Here is a 17,329-nt window from a genome sequence, read left to right as displayed (position 1 = left end):
GATGATGCACCAGCGCCATCTTGATGGCGATTCTCCAGCATCATTCTTCGTGGAATAGAAGAAGACAGGAAGAAGAGTTCCGAGGGCCATCGCCCTCGGGCTCCCCGAACCAGTCGCCCTCGCCTCCCGCGCGCAGACTTAGCTCAAAAAGGTGAGGTTGCCCGTTTTGGGGTCAAGGGGCGATGGCCCCTTGTATCATCTGCCTATTTCCACCTGTTCCTCGATCCCGATGGCCTCGAGAAACGCCTGGTCATGGCTGACCACCAGCAGCGCCCCGTCGTAGTCGCGCAAGGCACCTTCGAGCAGTTCGACCGATTCGATGTCGAGGTGGTTGGTCGGCTCGTCCATGACCAGAAGCCAGGGCGCCCTCACTCCACCCAATATGCAGGCGAGCCCGGCACGCAGGCGTTCCCCTCCGGACAGCGTACCCACCAACTGACGTGAGGCTTCGCCCCGGAAGCCGAAGCGGGCGATTGCGGCGCGGGCTCTCTCCTCTTGCGCCCCGGGATTGAGGCGACGGTAGTTGGTCAGAATGTCTGCATCGCCCGCCAGCTGCCCCAGGTGCTGGTCGAACCAGGCCACACGCCCCTCGGCCCTCACGGCAGAACCTGTCTCCGGCATCAGGTCGCCCACTGCAAGACGCAGCAGCGTCGTCTTGCCCGCTCCGTTGGCCCCAATCACGGCGATGCGGCGCGGCCCCTTGATGTCGAGCGACCAGGGGCCGAACGGCCTGCCCTCCCGCATCAGGCTCACCGCCTGCAACGAAAGGACTTGGGCATTCGCAGGGAGGCCCGCGGGAGGCACCTCCATGCGGACGGGAACACGCACCTCCACCTGCCCGCGCGCCTGGGCGAGCCGATCTTCAGCCTCGCCCTTCTGCCGCGTGGCCTGCCGGCTCAGGGTCCCGCCGCTGTTCTGCGCACGCTCGGCCTGCCGCCCGAGCAGGACCTTGGCCTGCGAGCCCCCTGCGGCAAAAGCGCGGCCTGCCTTGTCGCGGGTCGCCTTGGCCTCCTTCTGCGCCTGCGCGGCCCGGCGCACCTGCCCCAGGTCCGCCTCGGCGCGCTCCAGTTCGGCCTCGGCCCGCTGCCGCTCGGCAGCCCGGATCGCGGCGAACTGCGACCAGCCGCCCGTCACCGTGCGCACGCCGGTGGGTGTGAGCTCGACGATCCGGTCCATTCCCTCCAACAGAGCGCGGTCGTGGCTGGCGACGAGCACGCCGCCCGGCCAGTCGCCCAGGACCTGGGCTACAAGGGCCCACCCGTCGGCATCAAGGTTGTTGGTCGGCTCGTCGAGCAGGAGCAGATCGGGCGCCTCCAGCAGCACTCGGGCCAGACCCACCCGGGTCCGCTCTCCCCCCGAGAGGCTCGTCACGCGGCGTTCGAGCGCAAGGCCCGGCAGGCCCAGCCGATCAAGGATCGCCGCGAGGCGCTCCTCCAGCGTCCAGTCGGCCGCCGCGAAGTCCTCCTCACTCCCCTCTCCTGCCAGGATGCGGGCAAGACAGGCGAGCGGCTCGGCCACGCCAAGCACGTGGCCCAGGCTCCATTCGCCCGGCCAGTCCTGCGCCAGAAGTCCCGCGGTGCCGGAAAGCGCGATGTGCCCCGCAGAGGGGCTGCGCCCCTCGGCAATCGCGCCCAGCAGGGTGGACTTGCCGCACCCGTTGCGCCCGACGAGGCCAATGCGCTCGCGACCAATGGAAAGCGAAAGTTCGGAAAAGAGAGCGCGGCCTTCCGGGGTTCGGAACGCCACGCCGTCCAGCGTGAGAAAAGACATGGGATGCACTCGCACGGTACAATGACAGACAGGGTGTATGCTGTGTGTCAGATGTTCACGGCGGTGCGGCTCCTTGTGCGTGCTGGTGGGACCTTTCTACCCTGCGACCGGCATCCGGGCAAGTTCGCGGTCAGGCCGCCTGCGCCAGTTCGCGTCGGCTGAGCAGGGCCAGCAGCGATATGCCATTGAAAAACCACATGCGCTGAAGGTCGAGGTGGCTGTATTTTCGCAGCGTGTTGGCAAAGGTATAGGGCGTGTACCAGACGTTGTGGTCAGGATGGACGCCTTCGAGGAAGGTCTCGGTTTCGGCCTGATAATCGAAATGGCGCGCGCGGCACTGGAACGCGTCGGGCACCGAGATCAGGTACATCTTGGCATCGACGCTCTCCAGCTGGGCCAGGAACAGCTCGACGTCGGGCACATGCTCCATCACTTCCGGAGCCAGGACCACGTCGTAGCTGCCGTACACCTGCGCAAAGTCGGTGAAGAGCTCACCTTTCACATGCGGGCGCAGTTGTTCGAGCGCTTCGCCATGCGGATCGAGCCCGTCGAGGTGCGCGCAGTGTGCCTGCAAGCGGACGTGTAGCGAAGTCGCCGGATCGGTAATCGGCCAGTCCGCGCAGCCCACGTGGAGCACCCGCTGGCCCTGCAGGAGACTGGCAAAGACATCCATGCGCGGCAGGCGCGCAAGCTCCGATCCCACCGGCACGCGCTGGAGGAAATAGGGCGCATGGATCTTTTCCAGCGGGGAGGTCGGTGCGTCGAGCGGTACCGCGGGCGCCTCGGCTTGCGCCTGCGCGACGGGAGCAGGCTTGGGCGCAGATGCAGGCGGCGGCTCTACTGCGGGCGCTTCCTCAACCACGGGGACTGCCTCCTGCGCAGCCTCGCGCCCGATCGTGCTCACGTCCACCTTGTGCAGCGTGTCGTACTGCCGCGCGGTCGTCCCCCACAGCTGGTGCGCGTAGACCGGGTCGTTGCCCTGGTACGTCACGCCGGTGAAATGACGCGGAATGAAGTAGTGGCTGGGGTAGATCCGCAAGGGGGTATAGCCAAAGCTGCGATAGCACTCGGTCAGGCGCAGCGGGCCGACTGTCTTCCAGGCCATGTCCTCGACGACCGAACTTTGCGCGGCGATGGTATCGATGATGCCCTTCACGAACGGATTGCCCTGCTGACAGCCGAAATACCCTGCCGCGATCAGGCCGGGGCGGGCGATCTCACTTTCCCAGCAGGCAAAGGCCGGGCAATCGAGCAGATGGTCGTCAAGCGGCCGGGTGCAGACCGAATCGGCGTCGAAGACGATCCCGCCGTGTTCGTGCAGGATCTCCCAGCGCAGCATGTCGGCAACCCCGTTCCATTCGCGCTCGCGCATCGCGTCCATGTGGGGCTTGTTGATCCACGCGCGCCCGTCGAGATCGGCGTTGCCCCAGAGGCGAAAGCCCCAGTCCGGATGCGCCTTGCGCCAGGTCTCGATGCAGTTGTCGGGACGGCGGCTTTCATCGCCCACCCAGATGAAATGGAATGTCTTGGGTATCATGCGCGCGCCTCCCCATGGCCTCGGCGCCGGAACTGCGGCGCGCCGCGAAGGCTAGGCAAGGACGGTCAAGGAGGTGGAAAAGAGCGTCTAGGTAAGAGCGCGAAAGAGGCCCCCCTTCCCGAACAGGCGCCGCATTCCAGCACGGCGCCATCCGGTTGAAGGGGGCAGGTGTCAGCCGCCCGGGTGGGGGCGTTTCGTTGCGCCGTTTAGACAGGGTCATGCACAAATGGCAATCCTTACCCGCAGCGCGCTGGGGAAAGGCGCTTTGCATCGGGCGTTCTGGCGCGTCAGCTGGCGCCTGCAATCTTCTTCTGCCGGCGGCGCTGCACCGAACTGCCAAGGCCGATCGCCTCTCGGTATTTCGCCACGGTGCGCCGCGCGAGCTCGAACCCCTTTTCCTTGAGCAGTTCAACCAGGGTGTCGTCGGACAGCACCGCCTTGGGATCTTCCGCATCGATCAGCTGGCGGATCGCGGCCTTGACCGCTTCGGCCGACGCCCCGCCCTCCCCGCTCGCCGAAGCGACGCCCGAGGAGAAGAAGTATTTCAGCTCGAAGGTCCCCCGCGCGCAGTTGAGGAACTTGGCCGAAGTGACCCGGCTCACCGTCGATTCGTGCATGCCGATGGCCTCGGCGACGGCGCGCAAGGTGAGCGGGCGCAGCTGCGAGACGCCTTGGCGGAAGAAACCGTCCTGCTGCTTCACCAGCTCGCTTGCCACCTTGAGGATCGTCTTCTGGCGCTGGTCGAGCGCCTTGATCAGCCAGTTCGCATCGCCCAGCTTCTCCGAGAGCCACGCGCGCGAGGACTTGTCCTCGCAGCTTCCCTTGAGCGCGACGTAATACCCCCGGTTGACCACCAGGCGCGGCAGGGTCGCCTCGTTGAGCCGGATATCCCAGCCCCCATCGTCCCGCGCGCTGACCAGAATGTCGGGTGTCACCGCCCCGCCGGGCTCGCCACCAAAGCGCAGGCCCGGCTTGGGATCGTAGGAACGCAGTTCAGAGAGCATGTCGGCCATGTCCTCATCGTCCACCCCGCACATGCGCTTGAGCCGGGTGAGGTCGCCGCGCGCGACAAGATCGAGATTCGCGATAAGACGCGCCATGCACGGATCGTGGCGGTCGGCCTCGATCGCCTGCAGCGCGATGCATTCGGAGAGGCTGCGCGCGCCCACTCCAGTCGGATCGAGCGACTGCACAAGGGCCAGCCCTCCCTCGACCTCGGCCATGTCCGCACCGAGATCGCGTGCCACGTCCTCCAACCGGACCGGCAGGTAGCCCGCCTCGTCCAGCAGCCCGATGATATAACGCGCGATGCCCGCCTGCACCGGATCACCCGTGACGGCGCCGACCTGCGCATCGAGATGGTCGAAGAGGCTCTCCTCGGCGCCCGCGCGTTCGTCGATGCCCGGGCCGTCCTCGCCCGCACCGCCGACGAGCGCCGCGCCCCAGTCGGCCTCGCCGGACGGCGCAGCACCGGATACCGCGCCATCGGACAGGGACAGGCGCTCGCCGTCACCTGTGTCGACATCACGGTCGATGGCGCCTGTATCGATGTCGAGAGGATTGTCCTCGCCCCCCCGCCCTTCGCCGATCAGCCGGTCGGCCGGCGATTGCTCCAGCGAGGTGCGCCGCACGTCCGCCTCGGGAGAAGTCGTCCCGTCATCACCCGCAGGGGCGGGATCGCGGCCGACGTCGAGCAGCGGGTTGGCATCGAGCGCATCGCCGATGAAGGCTTCGATTTCGAGATTGGACAGCGCCAGCAGCTTGATCGCCTGCTGTAGCTGCGGCGTCATGACGAGCGACTGGGTCTGGCGTAAGTCCAGCCTTGGCCCCAGCGCCATGGATCAGGTTCCCGTTGGCAAGGGCCTCACAGCGTGAAACCCTCACCCAGGTAGAGCCGGCGCACGTTCTCATCGGCGACAAGCGCCTCGGGGCTACCAGCGAAGAGGACCTGCCCGCCATAGATGATGCAGGCGCGGTCCACGATGTCGAGCGTCTCGCGCACGTTGTGGTCGGTGATCAGAACACCGATGCCGCGCGTCTTGAGATCGGCCACGAGGTGGCGAATGTCCGAGATCGAGAGCGGATCGATGCCGGCAAACGGCTCGTCCAGCAGCATGATCGAGGGCTTGGCGGCAAGAGCGCGGGCAATCTCGGCGCGGCGGCGTTCGCCGCCCGAAAGCGCCATCGCCGGGCTTCCCCGCAGGCGCGTCAGGCCGAACTCGTCGAGCAGGCGCTCCAGTTCGCTCGCGCGCACGTCGCGGTCGGGCTCGTTCAGTTCGAGCACGGCGCCAATGTTCTGTTCGACGGTGAGGCCGCGGAAGATCGAGGTTTCCTGCGGCAGGTAGCCCAGGCCCAGGATCGCGCGGCGGTACATGGGCAGGCGCGTTACATCGACGCCGTCCATCAGGATTCGCCCGGAGTCCGGCTTCACCAGTCCCATGATCGAATAGAAGCAGGTGGTCTTGCCCGCACCGTTCGGGCCCAGCAGGCCCAGAACCTCGCCCTTGGCGACCGAGAGGGAAATGTCGCTGAGAACCGTGCGCTTGTCATAGCTCTTGGCGATCGAGATCACTTCGAGGCCATCGCCCGCGGCCTCGGCGCGCATCGCCTGCGCGGGGGCGGCGTCCAGATCGGTAGGTGCAGTCATTACTAGCCGGATGTAAGCGGAGCACGGGGGCTCGGCAAGGGCGGTTTTGAACCGTCGCCGTGCAAATGGCAGGATTCGTGCATGTTTGTGGCCGGCGATACGCACAGCGCACTTCCCAACGCACGAATATGTCGAGGCGGCACACTTCCGGCTTGGAAAAGTTCCCGCAATCTTGATTCGCCGCGCCAAGAGTGGTCTAATTGGCCTCTCACGAGGACATATGGGGCTTTCAGCCAATGGACAGCAATTCCCCCAAGGCCAGCGCCGCCTTTCCCGACCGCAAGGCCCACGAGGCTGCCCCTGCCAGCGGCCGTCCTGCCGCCACGCTCGACTGGCGCCGCCGCATGAGCGACCACATTGCCTATGCCCTCCTCGTCTACACCGCACTCCAGATCTTCGTGACCATCGGCGCGCTCAAGGCCGGTGAAGGCTCGCTGTTGCCCTATTTCGCGCTGATCGTGCTTGTTCTTGCCATCATCCCGGCCTGCCGCCGTTTCGAGGCACGCTGGAACAGCCTGACCGACCGCGAGGCCCGCGATCCCGCGCTCGCACCCGCCTGCCGCCGCGACTGCCTGCTCCTGTGGGGGATCGCGATCGGCCTGCCCTTTGCCCTCACCGGCCTGTTCAAGGTGCTCGGCCTGCTCTTCGCCTGAGGCCCTTTCCCAAACCACCTGCCCTCCCGCTTTCGGGTACAATCGCACGGCTTCATTTGCGCTTGGCGCAGGGGCGCACTAACTCCCGGTGACAAAGGCGCGACCGCGCCCGAGCCATTGGAGTACGAACCGACATGCTTAGCCCGCAGCAGGCCCAGGACCGCGCGCAGGATCTGGTGGAGCGCGCCCGCCGCGCCGGAGCGGACGCCGCCGATGCGATCTACGCCGCGAACGCCTCCGAAGGGATCCAGATCCGCCTCGGCAATCTGGAGGACGTGGAGCGTTCCGAAAGCGAGCATATCTCGTTGCGGGTCTTCGCGGGCAAGCGCTCGGCCTCGATCGGCTCGTCCGACATGTCGCCCGCTGCGCTCGACGAACTGGCCGAACGTGCGATCAGCATGGCCCGCCTCGCGCCGGAAGATGCCTACGCCGGGCTTGCCCCCGAGGAACTGCTGAGCCAGGCGCCCTGGCCCGATCTCGACATGATCGACAGCGGCGAGCTCAGCCCGCAGACCCTGCGCACGATGGCCGAGGAAGGTGAGGACGCCGCACGCGCCGTTGCCGGGGTCACCAATTCGGACGGCGCCTCGGCCCACTCGGGCAGCGGCGTCTTCGCGCTCACCACCAGCCACGGCTTTGCCGGAAGCTACGCCTCGACCAACCATTCGCTGAGCGTCTCGGTCGTCGCAGGCGAGGGCAACGCCAAGCAGCGCGACAACGCCTGGCGCCAGTCGCACCACCGCGAGGACCTGCCTTCGGCCGCCGAGATCGGCACGCTCGCTGGCACCCGCGCCGTCGGCCGCCTCAACCCGGGCCGCGTCCGAAGCGGTCCGCTCCCGGTCGTCTTCGACCCGCGCGTGGGCGGCACGCTCATCGGGCACCTGCTGGGCGCGATGTCGGGCAGCGCGATCACCCGCCGCTCCAGCTTCCTCCTCGACCGGATCGAGGAGCGCATCTTCAAGGCGGGCATCGAGATCGGCGACAATCCGCACCTCAAGCGCGGCCTGCGCTCGCGCCCCTTCGATGGCGAGGGCCTTGCCACCCGTCCCACCACGCTGGTCGAGGACGGGTGCGTCACGGGCTGGCTGCTCGACACCGCCTCGGCCCGCCAGCTTGGCCTCGCCCCGACCGGCCATGCCGCGCGCGCAGGCGGCGGCTCACCCTCCGTTTCGGTCGGCAATGTCCACCTCTCGGCCGGCACGCTCTCCCCCGAGGAACTGATGGCCGACATCAAGGACGGCATCTACGTCACCGAACTGATCGGCCAGGGCGTGAACGGGGTGACAGGCGACTACAGCCGCGGGGCCTCGGGCTTCCGGATCATCGACGGACAGATTGCGGGCGCCGTCTCGGAGCTGACGGTCGCGGGCAATCTCATGGCCATGTACGCGCAGCTGACGCCAGCCAATGACCTCGAATGGTACCGCGCGATCAACGTGCCCACGATCCGCGTTGACGGCATGACGGTGGCGGGCGAATAGCCCGCCGCCGCAAGGCGCAGCAAACGCCGCACATACGAAAAACGCCGCAGCAGAAATGCCCGGCGTTGTGCGGAATACCGACGATGTCACTTGAAAAACTGGAGCGGGCGAAGGGATTCGAACCCTCGACCCCAACCTTGGCAAGGTTGTGCTCTACCCCTGAGCTACGCCCGCTCTGGCGTTTTTCCGAAACACTCTGGTGAAGCACCATCGTGTCTGGGGTGGCGGGCCATTAGCAGCGCTTTGGAAGCACCGCAAGACCCAAAAATGTGTTTCGGTGCAACCCCTTGCGAGACGAAGCCAAGACTTCCGAGCTCTTGCCATGCCTGCATGGAAGAGCGCCCTCGCACTACCGATGGAAACTGGAGCGGGCGAAGGGATTCGAACCCTCGACCCCAACCTTGGCAAGGTTGTGCTCTACCCCTGAGCTACGCCCGCTCTGGCGTCCGTTCGAAAGGTTGGAAGCGGATGTCCGCGCCGCCCTTCCGGGGTGGAGGCGGCCCATTAGCAGTGGGTTTCAGGCCCTGCAAGCGCAAAATGAAAGAAAAAATACAAATTGCGGATTCCCGCCGCTTTCCCGCATTCCCCCCTTCACAAACGCCCCCAGAATGTCGATCTAGGCCGCTCTTGAAATCGCGACCGACGGGAGCAGTGCAGTGGCCAGCATGGGTCTGAACATCGAAGAGCAGAAGGCAGCAGAGCGGTTCCGCAAGGAGGTTGCCGAACCCTCGATGACCCAGCTCGTCATTCTCGATTTCTGGGCAGAGTGGTGCGGCCCCTGCAAGGCGCTGACCCCGGTGCTCGAGAAGGTCGCGGCCGAGTACGCCGACAAGGGCGTGGTGCTCGCCAAGATCAACGTCGATGAAGAGCAGTTCATCGCCTCGCAGTTCCAGGTCCGCTCGATCCCGACCGTCTACGCGATGTTCCAAGGCCAGCCGGTCGCCGACCTGACACAGGCGCGCAGCGAATCGCAGCTGAAGGCGACGCTCGACAAGCTGCTCGAACAGCTTCCCGTCCAGCCCGGCGGTCAGCCGCCCAAGCCCGATATTGCCCCTCACCTGGCCATGGCCGAGGAGGCTCTGGCGGCGGGCGATGCCGAACAGGCCGCCGGTGTGTTCATGCAGATCCTCCAGGCCGTGCCCGACAGCGCCGAGGCGGCGTCCGGCCTCATCCGCGCGCTCGTCGCCGCAGACCGCCTGGAAGAGGCCGCGCAGATGCTAGAGACCCTTCCGGTCGAGCTTTCCAGCGACCCGCAGATCGAGCGCGCCCGCAAGGCCCTGGAGCTGGCCAAGGACAAGCCGGAGGACGGCGAACTGGCCGCCCTGCGCAGCGCGGCACAAAGCAACCCCTCCGACATGGAGGCGCAGTTTGCGTTCGCCAACGCCGCTTTTGCCGCTGGCGAGCGTGATATTGCCGCCGAAACGCTCCTGAAAATGGTTGCAATCGACCGCGAGTGGAACGACAGCGCTGCACGTACCAAGCTGCTCGAGATCTTCGAGGCGGTCGGCCTGGAAGATCCGTGGGTTTCGGCAACGCGCCGCAAGCTCTCGACGATCCTGTTCGGCTGAGCTTCAAGAGAGGATACCCACCCCGTGCCGCGCATCACCATCTTCCCCCTCTCCGGCGCGGTGCTCTATCCCAACCTGCAACTGCCGCTGCACATCTTCGAGCCGCGCTATCGCGCGATGGTGAGCGATGCGCTTGCCCGTGACCGGATGATCGGCATGATCCAGCCCCAGCGCCCGACCGAAGGCGCCCCGCTGTTCTCCGTGGGGTGCCTCGGGCGCATCGGTGAGGTCGAGGCGCTGCAGGATGGGCGCTACAACATCATCCTGGAAGGCGAGCGCCTGTTCCGCATGACGCGCGAGCTTGATGTTACGACACCCTTCCGCCAGATCGAAGCCGAACTCCTTCCCGAACCGCTCGATGAAGTGCTTGCCCCCGTCGAGCGCGCCTCGTTCGAACGCGAAGCGCGCCGCTTTGCGCAGCGGCAGGGCTATGCGGTGGATTGGGAACAGGTCTCGCGGCTCGACGACCAGGCGCTGATCAACGGCGTCTCGCAGATCGCCCCGTTCGACCCGGCGTCCAAGCAGGGCCTCCTCGAGTCCCCTTCCCTCGCCGAGCGCTGCGAGATGCTCGTGCAGCTCATGCAGTTCTACGGCAAACACGGCGACAGCGACGAGGACGGCGCCACTCTCCAGTAGGTAGCTCCCCCTAGCGGAGAGCACGGCACCTCAGCGCCGCCCCGAACCGTCCTGCGCCATCGGCGCGTTGACGACGCTGTCCAGCATCGACGCCTGCATACCCATGTCACGCGCCTCCGAAGCGCTCATGCCGCCAGCCCGTCTCTGTGCCCGATTGCTCGCGGCGGAAAGAACGCTGGCCTGCTTGCGAAAGGCCTTTGCCTGACTACGGCTCATGGCCCCATCCCGGCGCATCGTGCGAACATCGCGCCGCGTCTCGCGGACTTGCAGCGAGACCCGCACGTCGTAGCCTGTACCTCTGGTCGCCGGATCCCGGCGATTGGGGTCGACCCGCTCCGCCGTCGTGGGGCCTTCGGCATCAGACTGCGCGGCCGGATCGGCGGACACTGCGTCGGCCGCGTGGGCCTGCACTCCCGGTACAAGCGCCAGGGCGGCAATACAGGAAAGCCAGTTCAGACGGGGCATGACGGACCTCACAACGCTCTCGTGGAGGCGACAGGAAACGGCCCCGGGCCTGAATGCCGAGTGAACTGCTGGACAGATGCCTCTTAACTCAGCAGCGCGGAGTTGATCCCGTCGATCACGTACTGCGTCGCGAGCGCGGCCAGAAGGACGCCCAGAAGACGGGTGATGACCGCTTCCACGTTCTCCCCCAGGATGCGCATCAGGGGACCTGCCGCCGCCAACGCCGCAAAGGTCAGCGCCAGCACCAGCAGCATGGCGCCAAGCACCGCGAAGGTCTGCTCCGAGCCCTGCGCGCGCGACATGAGCAGCATGATCGTCGCGATCGAGCCGGGCCCTGCGATCATCGGCATCGCCATCGGGAACACCGAGACGTCTTCGACCTCGGGCGTTTCCGCGTTCTGCGCCATGATCTTCTCGGCGCGCTCCTCGCGGCGCTGGGTGCGCTTCTCGAAGACCATCTCGATGGCGATCATGAAGAGCATGATGCCGCCCGCAATGCGGAAGGCATCGAGTTCGATATGCAGCGCGCCCAGAAGCTGCTTGCCGAAGAGCGCGAAGACCAGGAGGATCGCGACCGAAATGGCGCAGGCCCGCGCGGCCATGCTGACAGCCTGCTGGCGACTGGCCCCTGCCGTGAGCCCTGCGTAGATCGGCGCGCAGCCCAGCGGGTCGATCACCACGAAGAAGGCGGTGAACGCGCTGATGAACAATTCGATCATGGCCGTGTATCCCCTGTCCGGGCCCCGGCCTCGAACGCAAGTTGCTGGAGCCCGCCGCCCGTCAGAAGCGAAACGGTGAGCACGGTCTTTCCGGAAGGCGCCGTCGCATAGCGCCAGCGCAGCGTGCCGTCGTCCGAGCGCCCCTGCGTGGGGGGCCCATCCGCCGTCACCTTGATCTCGTCCTCGGCCTTTTTCCGCGACGTGCTCCAGGGCTGCGGCGCGGGACAGTCGGTCACCTTACCGGTCAGGAAGTCGGGAACTTCGACGGGCTCGGCGCTGGGAAGGCTGAGATTGAGAACCCAGCGATATTCCGACTTCTTCTCGCGCTTCTTCCAGATCGTGGCGTAGGCCCCGAAGCTGCCGTCCGCGCGCGTCCAGCCGCCCTGCGTGAGGCCGAGCGTGCCATCACAGCTCATCCAGATTTCGGCCGAATCCCACCTCAGGCCGTCGGCAGGCTCCTCCTGGCCCCGCAACCAATCCTCGGCAAGAACCGGGGCTGGCGCAAAGAGTACCGCCTCATCGGCGGCAAACTTGCGCATCGCATCATAGCGCCCCTTCTCGCGCGCCCGGCGGTTGAGCGCGATCTCGGCGGCGACAAGCGCGCTGGGATTGGCCGTACCCGCCCCGGGGCGCCCGGCCGGCATGCGCCGATCCCGCGCGCCCAGAGGGGGCGCGGCGAGCAGCGCTGCCGAAAGGACGGTCAGCGCCAGGAGGCGCCGCGTGGCGCTCAAATCGTGCTCTCGTCCAGTGCGATACCGGCGTTGCGGTGCGCAGCGACGATGGTGTTGCGCAGAAGGACCGCGATAGTCATGGGGCCAACGCCGCCCGGCACCGGCGTGATTGCGCCCGCGACCTCGCTGGCCGAGGCAAAATCGACGTCGCCAACCAGCCTGGTCTTGCCCTCCTCGGCACCGGGCACGCGGTTGATGCCCACGTCGATCACGGTCGCGCCCGGCTTGATCCACTCGCCCTTGACCATCTCGGGACGGCCCACGGCCGCAACCACAATGTCGGCGCGGCGCACGACCTCGGGCAGGTCCTGGGTGCGGCTGTGCGCGACGGTGACCGTGCAGCTCTCCGCAATCAGGAGCTGGGCCATCGGCTTGCCGACGATATTCGAGCGCCCCACCACGACCGCATCGAGGCCCGAGAGCGAGCCGAGCTGGTCCTTGAGGAGCATCACGCAGCCCAGCGGCGTGCAGGGCACGAAACCGGGCAGGCCCGTCGACAGGCGACCGACATTGACGACGTGGAAGCCATCGACGTCCTTGTCCGGGTTGATCGCCGCGATCACCTTCTGCTCGTTCATGTGGCTGGGCAGCGGGAGCTGGACGAGAATGCCGTCCACGGCAGGATCGGCGTTGAGCTTCTCGACCACGGCCAGGAGATCCGCCTCGCTGGTGTCGGCGGGAAGCTTGTGCTCGAAGCTTTCCATGCCGCAGGCCAGCGTCTGCTTGCCCTTGTTGCGCACGTAGACCTGGCTTGCCGGGTCCTCACCCACCAGCACCACGGCGAGACCCGCCTTGCGGCCGGCCTTGGCCTCGAAATCGGCAGCTACCGTGCCGACACGTTCGCGCAGGCCCGCAGCGAAGGCCTTTCCGTCGATGATCTGAGCGGTCATGTTATGCGTAAGCCCTTGCCAGGTTTGCGAGAATGATCTGGAGGATGGTGAGCCCGATAATCAGCACCATGGGCGAGAAGTCGATCGCGCCGGTGTTGGGCATGAACTTGCGAATCGGCCGCAGGAGGGGCTCGAGGATGGCATTCAGCGCCTGGTAGATCGTCGCCACGAACTGGTTGTGCATGTTCACGACGTTGAAGGCGATGAGCAGTCCCAGCACGAACTGCACGATCACGACGAAGACGATGATGTTAACGAGGTAATCGATGATCTGGTAGAGCGTTAAGAAGAGCAAGCCCTGCTCCTTTCCTGCTGGAACTGGCCAGTGCCCGCATGGACAAGAATGCCCGCACGGTCACGCGTTGCCGCGCTGATAGCCGAGGCAGACCGATTCCGGCAAGGGTGGCTCTGCAATGAACCATCCTGCATCGACAAAGGGATAGCGATGGGACGCGCCAAAGCGCGCGCAAGGACGCTTACTGGGTCAGCGTCGAGGTGCGCTCGATGCGCCAGTTGAGCTGTTCCTCGCTGGCACCGGGCACGTCGTTCACGCGGCGCAGCACGATCGTGCCCCGGCGCGAAGGCCGCCCGTCGGCGAAATCGACAACGATCGGCGCCTCGTAATAGAGCGAACCCGCTGCACCCGCGATATCGCCCTTGCCGACCGCGATCTTGGGTCCGGCCTTGCCGCCGAACTCGTCGCGCAGCTTTTCCGGGCTCATCTGCGCATCAAGGCTCCAGGCCTTGGCCGCGTCGATCCAGTCACCCAGGCGAATGGCGCTGGTGTAGTAGCGCAGCAGGCGTTCCGGATCGCGTCGCTCGGTCAGAGCTTCCATGTCGAGGTCATTGGCGATACCGCCACTCACCGCGCCCGTTGCCGCATCGGAGGGGAGCATCTCGGGGACAAGAAGTTCCGAACCCACACCCGTCGCGCCGTCGCTCGGAATGGCTTCGGGTGCATTCGATTCGCATCCCGCAAGCAACAGGGCGGCACTGCACACAGCGGCGGCGATGACGAACTGGGTACGCATGACGGTGGATTTTTGCCTTTTCTTGCCCGTTGTTATCTTCAGATGGCCGCAGGATCCGTGCGGATCAAGGTGCCTGCACCTTCCTGCGTGAATATTTCCAGAAGCATGGCATGAGAGACACGCCCGTCAAGAACGACGGCCGCCTCGCAGCCCGCTTCCACCGCGTGCACGCAGGTTTCCAGCTTGGGGATCATACCCCCCGAAATCGTGCCGTCGTCCTGCAGGCGGGCAATGTCCGAGGGGCGAAGGTCGGTCAGCAGTTCGCCCTCCTTGTCGAGCACGCCGTGCACGTCGGTAAGGAGGAAGAGGCGCGCCGCGCCCAGCGCCGCCGCAATCGATCCGGCCATGGTGTCGGCGTTGACGTTGTAGGTCTCTCCGTCCGCGCCCGTCGCGATCGGCGCAATCACCGGGATCATCCCTGAGGCCGAGATCGATTCGATCACCGTGGTGTCGATCGTTTCCGGCTCGCCCACGAAGCCCAGGTCCAGGACCTTCTCGATCAGGCTGTCCGGGTCCTTCTTGGTGCGCTGGACCTTGCGCGCGGTGACCATCTTGCCGTCCTTGCCGGAAATGCCCATCGCGCGGCCACCAGCCCGCGCGATCCAGCCCACGATCTCCTTGTTGATCGCGCCCGACAGGACCATTTCGGCGACCTGCGCGGTTTCGCGGTCGGTCACGCGCAGGCCATCGACGAACTGGCTCTCCACGCCGACCTTCTTCAGCATGGCCCCGATCTGCGGGCCGCCCCCGTGGACGACGACAGGGTTGATGCCCACGGCCTTGAGCAGGACGATGTCCTCGGCGAAATCCTGCGCAAGCTCGGGATCGCCCATCGCATGGCCGCCATATTTGACCACGAAGGTACGGCCAGCGTAGCGCTGCAGGTAGGGCAGCGCATCGACGAGGGTTTCGGCTTTCGCAAGCATGGCGGGATCATGAGGATTCGGCATGGGCCCGCTTTAGCTTCCCTGACGCGGAATTGAAGGTATTTTGTGCCCTTTTTCGTGGGGCACACGCAACACTTGGTGTGCAGCTGGCTTTGCTCAGGCCGTTTTCGGTCGGTCGAGCCACTGCCCGAAGCGCACGAAGAAGAGGATCAGCGGGGGCACCATGATGGTGGAGAGCACCAGCTTGGAGATGATCTGCCCCTCCATGATCGCCAGCAGCGGCAGGTCCTGGCCGAAGAACGAGATCGAGATGAACAGCACGGTGTCCACCGCCTGCGAAAGCATGCTCGCCAGCCAGGCCCGGAACAGCAGCACCGCGCCGCGCTCATGCCCCAGCGAATTGCCCGCCAGCTTCGAGAAAAGGTAGACGTTGAGCGTCTGCGACACGCCGTAGGAGACGAGCCCTGCAAACTGCATGCGCGCGCCCTGCCCCAAGAGGCGCGCGAAGGCTTCCTGATCCCCCCACATCGCGGCGGGCGGTACCACGTTGATGACCAGCGTGATCAGCACCATCGAGACGATGAGCGGAATGAAGCCATAGCGAATCAGCCGGTTGGCGATCGATCGCCCGTGCAGTTCGGCCACCGCGCTCGACAGGACGACGAGGAAGAGGAACGCGAAGATCCCCGATTCGACCGCCAGTTCTCCCACCACCGGCCACTGCCCGAGCGAGGCGAGCTTGGTGCCGAGCACGCCCGCCAGCACCACAAGCCCGCCGTACAGCAGCGAGAAGATGAACAGGGAGCGCGGAAGCGAGCGGGAAGCGGGATCATGGGACTGCATGGGGATGCTCTAACCGGCCTTGGACAATTGCACTAGCCGTATTGGACATCGCCCTCTAGGTTCCGGCGTTTACTCGATCTTCCCTCGTTTCGGAGCAACGCCGCTCAATGCAAGTCGCCTACAGCCTTCTCGGCATTGTTCTCATCATGGCCGTGGCATTTCTACTTTCCACCAACCGCAGGGCGATCCGTTTGCGCGTGGTGGGAGCTGCCTTCGCGCTTCAGGCCGGTTTCGCCGCGCTCGTGCTCTACGTCCCCTTTGGCAACCGCATGCTGCGCGGCGCGGCGACCGGGGTGGAGAGCCTGCTGGGCTATGCCGCGGCGGGCACCAATTTCCTGTTCGGGCCACTGGCCGATCCCGAGATCGGCGGGGCCAGCTTTGCGATCTCGGCGCTTCCCGTCATCATCTTCTTCGCCTCGCTGATCTCCGTGCTCTACTATCTGGGCATCATGCCGCTGGCGATCCGCTGGATCGGCGGCGCGCTGGAGAAGGTCACCGGGATCAGCAAGGTGGAAAGCCTGTGTGCGGCCTCCAACATCTTCGTCGGGCAGAGCGAGAGCCCGCTGGTGATCCGCCCCTACCTTGCGAACCTCAATCCCTCGCAGCTGTTCTGCGTGATGAGCGTGGGGCTTGCCGGTGTCGCGGGCACAATCCTGGCCGCCTACGCCTCGATGGGCATCCGCATCGACTACCTGGTGGCCGCCGCGTTCATGTCGGCGCCGGGCGGTATCTTCATGGCCAAGATGATCATGCCCGACCCGCGCCACGACGAGGCCGCGCAGCTCGACATCCACGAGGGTGCGACGCCGCCTGCCGGGATGACCGCGGCAGCCCTCAACCGCGACGACGTGACCCACCAGCCCGGTGTCCACATCGACGAGGTCGAACCCGTCGAGCATGAGGAAGAGCGTCCGGCCAACATCATCATGGCCGCCTCGCAAGGCGCGCAGACCGGCGTGAAGCTCGCCGTCGCGGTGGGCGCGATGGTGCTTGCCTTCGTCGCCCTCATCGCGCTGGCCAACGGTATCATCGGATGGGCCGCCGGCCTTTTCGGCTTCGAGGACGTCACCTTCCAGGGCCTCATCGGCTATGTCTTTGCCCCGGTGTTCTACCTCTTGGCGAGCCCCGACTGGGCCGAGGCCATGCAGGCCGGCAGCCTGTTCGGCACCAAGATCGTCCTCAACGAGTTCGTCGCCTTCATCGATCTGGGCACCAACGCGGCTCTCTCGCCGCGCACCGTGGCGGTTGTCACCTTCGCGCTGTGCGGCTTTGCCAATTTCTCCTCGATCGCGATCCAGATGGCGGTGACGGGGAGCCTTGCTCCCAACCAGCGCCCCCACATCGCCCGTCTTGGCGTCCGCGCGCTGGCCGCAGGCAGCCTCTCGAACCTGATGAGCGCGGCGCTCGCCGGGCTCTTCCTCGGGCTCGTCTGAGGCGGGCCATTCTGCAAGTGTGCCACGCCGCTCGGCGA

Annotated in this window: 17 protein-coding genes and 2 tRNA genes; 5 read left to right on the top strand and 14 right to left on the bottom strand. The window is 66.1% G+C overall.

The window, feature by feature from the left end; translation table 11 throughout:
* Window positions 1-195: 195 nt before the first annotated feature.
* The 4 genes from MTR65_RS11115 to lptB form a co-directional block, all read right to left on the bottom strand.
* Window positions 196-1,770, bottom strand: a complete 1,575-nt coding sequence (locus MTR65_RS11115; RefSeq protein ID WP_243800108.1) for an ABC-F family ATP-binding cassette domain-containing protein — start codon at window positions 1,768-1,770, stop codon at window positions 196-198.
* Between the two features lie 130 nt (window positions 1,771-1,900).
* Window positions 1,901-3,307 carry a glycosyltransferase gene (locus MTR65_RS11110; RefSeq protein ID WP_243800106.1) on the bottom strand — a complete coding sequence of 469 codons (1,407 nt, stop codon included), beginning with the start codon at window positions 3,305-3,307 and terminating at the stop codon, window positions 1,901-1,903.
* A gap of 287 nt (window positions 3,308-3,594) precedes the next feature.
* Window positions 3,595-5,145, bottom strand: coding sequence for an RNA polymerase factor sigma-54 (gene rpoN / locus MTR65_RS11105; protein WP_243800104.1), 1,551 nt, complete (start codon window positions 5,143-5,145; stop codon window positions 3,595-3,597).
* 26 nt (window positions 5,146-5,171) lie between these two features.
* Window positions 5,172-5,954 (bottom strand): LPS export ABC transporter ATP-binding protein, encoded by a 783-nt coding sequence (gene lptB, locus MTR65_RS11100; protein WP_039388878.1) that lies wholly within the window; start codon window positions 5,952-5,954, stop codon window positions 5,172-5,174.
* A gap of 236 nt (window positions 5,955-6,190) precedes the next feature.
* Between lptB and MTR65_RS11095 the strand changes: the two genes are divergently transcribed.
* Together MTR65_RS11095 and MTR65_RS11090 are read left to right on the top strand one after the other, a co-directional pair.
* Window positions 6,191-6,607, top strand: coding sequence for a hypothetical protein (locus MTR65_RS11095; protein WP_226632549.1), 417 nt, complete (start codon window positions 6,191-6,193; stop codon window positions 6,605-6,607).
* A gap of 134 nt (window positions 6,608-6,741) precedes the next feature.
* The gene (locus MTR65_RS11090; protein ID WP_243800101.1) at window positions 6,742-8,088 is read left to right on the top strand and encodes a TldD/PmbA family protein; all 1,347 of its coding nucleotides are present in this window, start codon (window positions 6,742-6,744) and stop codon (window positions 8,086-8,088) included.
* Between the two features lie 99 nt (window positions 8,089-8,187).
* Here MTR65_RS11090 and MTR65_RS11085 read toward each other — a convergent pair.
* Window positions 8,188-8,262: transfer RNA gene (locus tag MTR65_RS11085), tRNA-Gly, on the bottom strand.
* A 189-nt stretch (window positions 8,263-8,451) separates the two neighbouring features.
* Window positions 8,452-8,526, bottom strand: a tRNA-Gly gene (locus MTR65_RS11080).
* Window positions 8,527-8,753: 227 nt separating this feature from the next.
* Between MTR65_RS11080 and MTR65_RS11075 the strand changes: the two genes are divergently transcribed.
* Both MTR65_RS11075 and MTR65_RS11070 read left to right on the top strand, forming a co-directional pair.
* On the top strand, window positions 8,754-9,656 hold the full coding sequence (locus MTR65_RS11075) for a tetratricopeptide repeat protein (protein ID WP_243800119.1): 903 nt from the start codon (window positions 8,754-8,756) through the stop codon (window positions 9,654-9,656).
* Between the two features lie 24 nt (window positions 9,657-9,680).
* Window positions 9,681-10,292 (top strand): LON peptidase substrate-binding domain-containing protein, encoded by a 612-nt coding sequence (locus MTR65_RS11070; RefSeq protein WP_243800099.1) that lies wholly within the window; start codon window positions 9,681-9,683, stop codon window positions 10,290-10,292.
* Window positions 10,293-10,322: 30 nt separating this feature from the next.
* Here MTR65_RS11070 and MTR65_RS11065 read toward each other — a convergent pair whose 3' ends face one another.
* The 8 genes from MTR65_RS11065 to MTR65_RS11030 all read right to left on the bottom strand — a co-directional run bounded on the left by MTR65_RS11065 (window position 10,323) and on the right by MTR65_RS11030 (window position 15,858).
* Window positions 10,323-10,757 carry a hypothetical protein gene (locus tag MTR65_RS11065; protein ID WP_243800097.1) on the bottom strand — a complete coding sequence of 145 codons (435 nt, stop codon included), beginning with the start codon at window positions 10,755-10,757 and terminating at the stop codon, window positions 10,323-10,325.
* A gap of 83 nt (window positions 10,758-10,840) precedes the next feature.
* Complete coding sequence (locus MTR65_RS11060; RefSeq protein WP_039388885.1) at window positions 10,841-11,476, bottom strand: MarC family protein; 636 nt, start codon at window positions 11,474-11,476, stop codon at window positions 10,841-10,843.
* Entirely contained in the window at window positions 11,473-12,207 is a 735-nt protein-coding gene (locus MTR65_RS11055) for a hypothetical protein (protein ID WP_243800095.1), read from the bottom strand. The genes MTR65_RS11060 and MTR65_RS11055 overlap by 4 nt, the downstream gene beginning before the upstream one ends.
* Window positions 12,204-13,097: a bifunctional methylenetetrahydrofolate dehydrogenase/methenyltetrahydrofolate cyclohydrolase FolD gene (folD, locus tag MTR65_RS11050; protein WP_243800093.1), complete on the bottom strand. Its 894-nt coding sequence runs from the start codon at window positions 13,095-13,097 to the stop codon at window positions 12,204-12,206. Before folD ends, MTR65_RS11055 begins: the two co-directional genes overlap by 4 nt.
* Window position 13,098: 1 nt before the next feature.
* Window positions 13,099-13,392 carry a YggT family protein gene (locus tag MTR65_RS11045; RefSeq protein WP_039388887.1) on the bottom strand — a complete coding sequence of 98 codons (294 nt, stop codon included), beginning with the start codon at window positions 13,390-13,392 and terminating at the stop codon, window positions 13,099-13,101.
* 181 nt (window positions 13,393-13,573) lie between these two features.
* The gene (locus tag MTR65_RS11040) at window positions 13,574-14,128 is read right to left on the bottom strand and encodes a hypothetical protein (protein WP_243800091.1); all 555 of its coding nucleotides are present in this window, start codon (window positions 14,126-14,128) and stop codon (window positions 13,574-13,576) included.
* 38 nt (window positions 14,129-14,166) lie between these two features.
* Window positions 14,167-15,078, bottom strand: a complete 912-nt coding sequence (argB, locus tag MTR65_RS11035; protein WP_243800089.1) for an acetylglutamate kinase — start codon at window positions 15,076-15,078, stop codon at window positions 14,167-14,169.
* A 93-nt stretch (window positions 15,079-15,171) separates the two neighbouring features.
* On the bottom strand, window positions 15,172-15,858 hold the full coding sequence (locus MTR65_RS11030) for a queuosine precursor transporter (RefSeq protein ID WP_243800086.1): 687 nt from the start codon (window positions 15,856-15,858) through the stop codon (window positions 15,172-15,174).
* A 107-nt stretch (window positions 15,859-15,965) separates the two neighbouring features.
* Between MTR65_RS11030 and MTR65_RS11025 the strand changes: the two genes are divergently transcribed.
* Window positions 15,966-17,291 (top strand): NupC/NupG family nucleoside CNT transporter, encoded by a 1,326-nt coding sequence (locus tag MTR65_RS11025; protein WP_243800084.1) that lies wholly within the window; start codon window positions 15,966-15,968, stop codon window positions 17,289-17,291.
* Window positions 17,292-17,329 lie beyond the last annotated feature (38 nt).

Origin of the sequence: Novosphingobium mangrovi (assembly GCF_022818885.1) — a bacterium.
Taxonomy (GTDB): Bacteria; Pseudomonadota; Alphaproteobacteria; order Sphingomonadales; family Sphingomonadaceae; genus Novosphingobium; species Novosphingobium mangrovi.
Note: the sequence above shows the minus strand (reverse complement) of the source record. Positions and strands in the feature narration are given on the sequence as shown.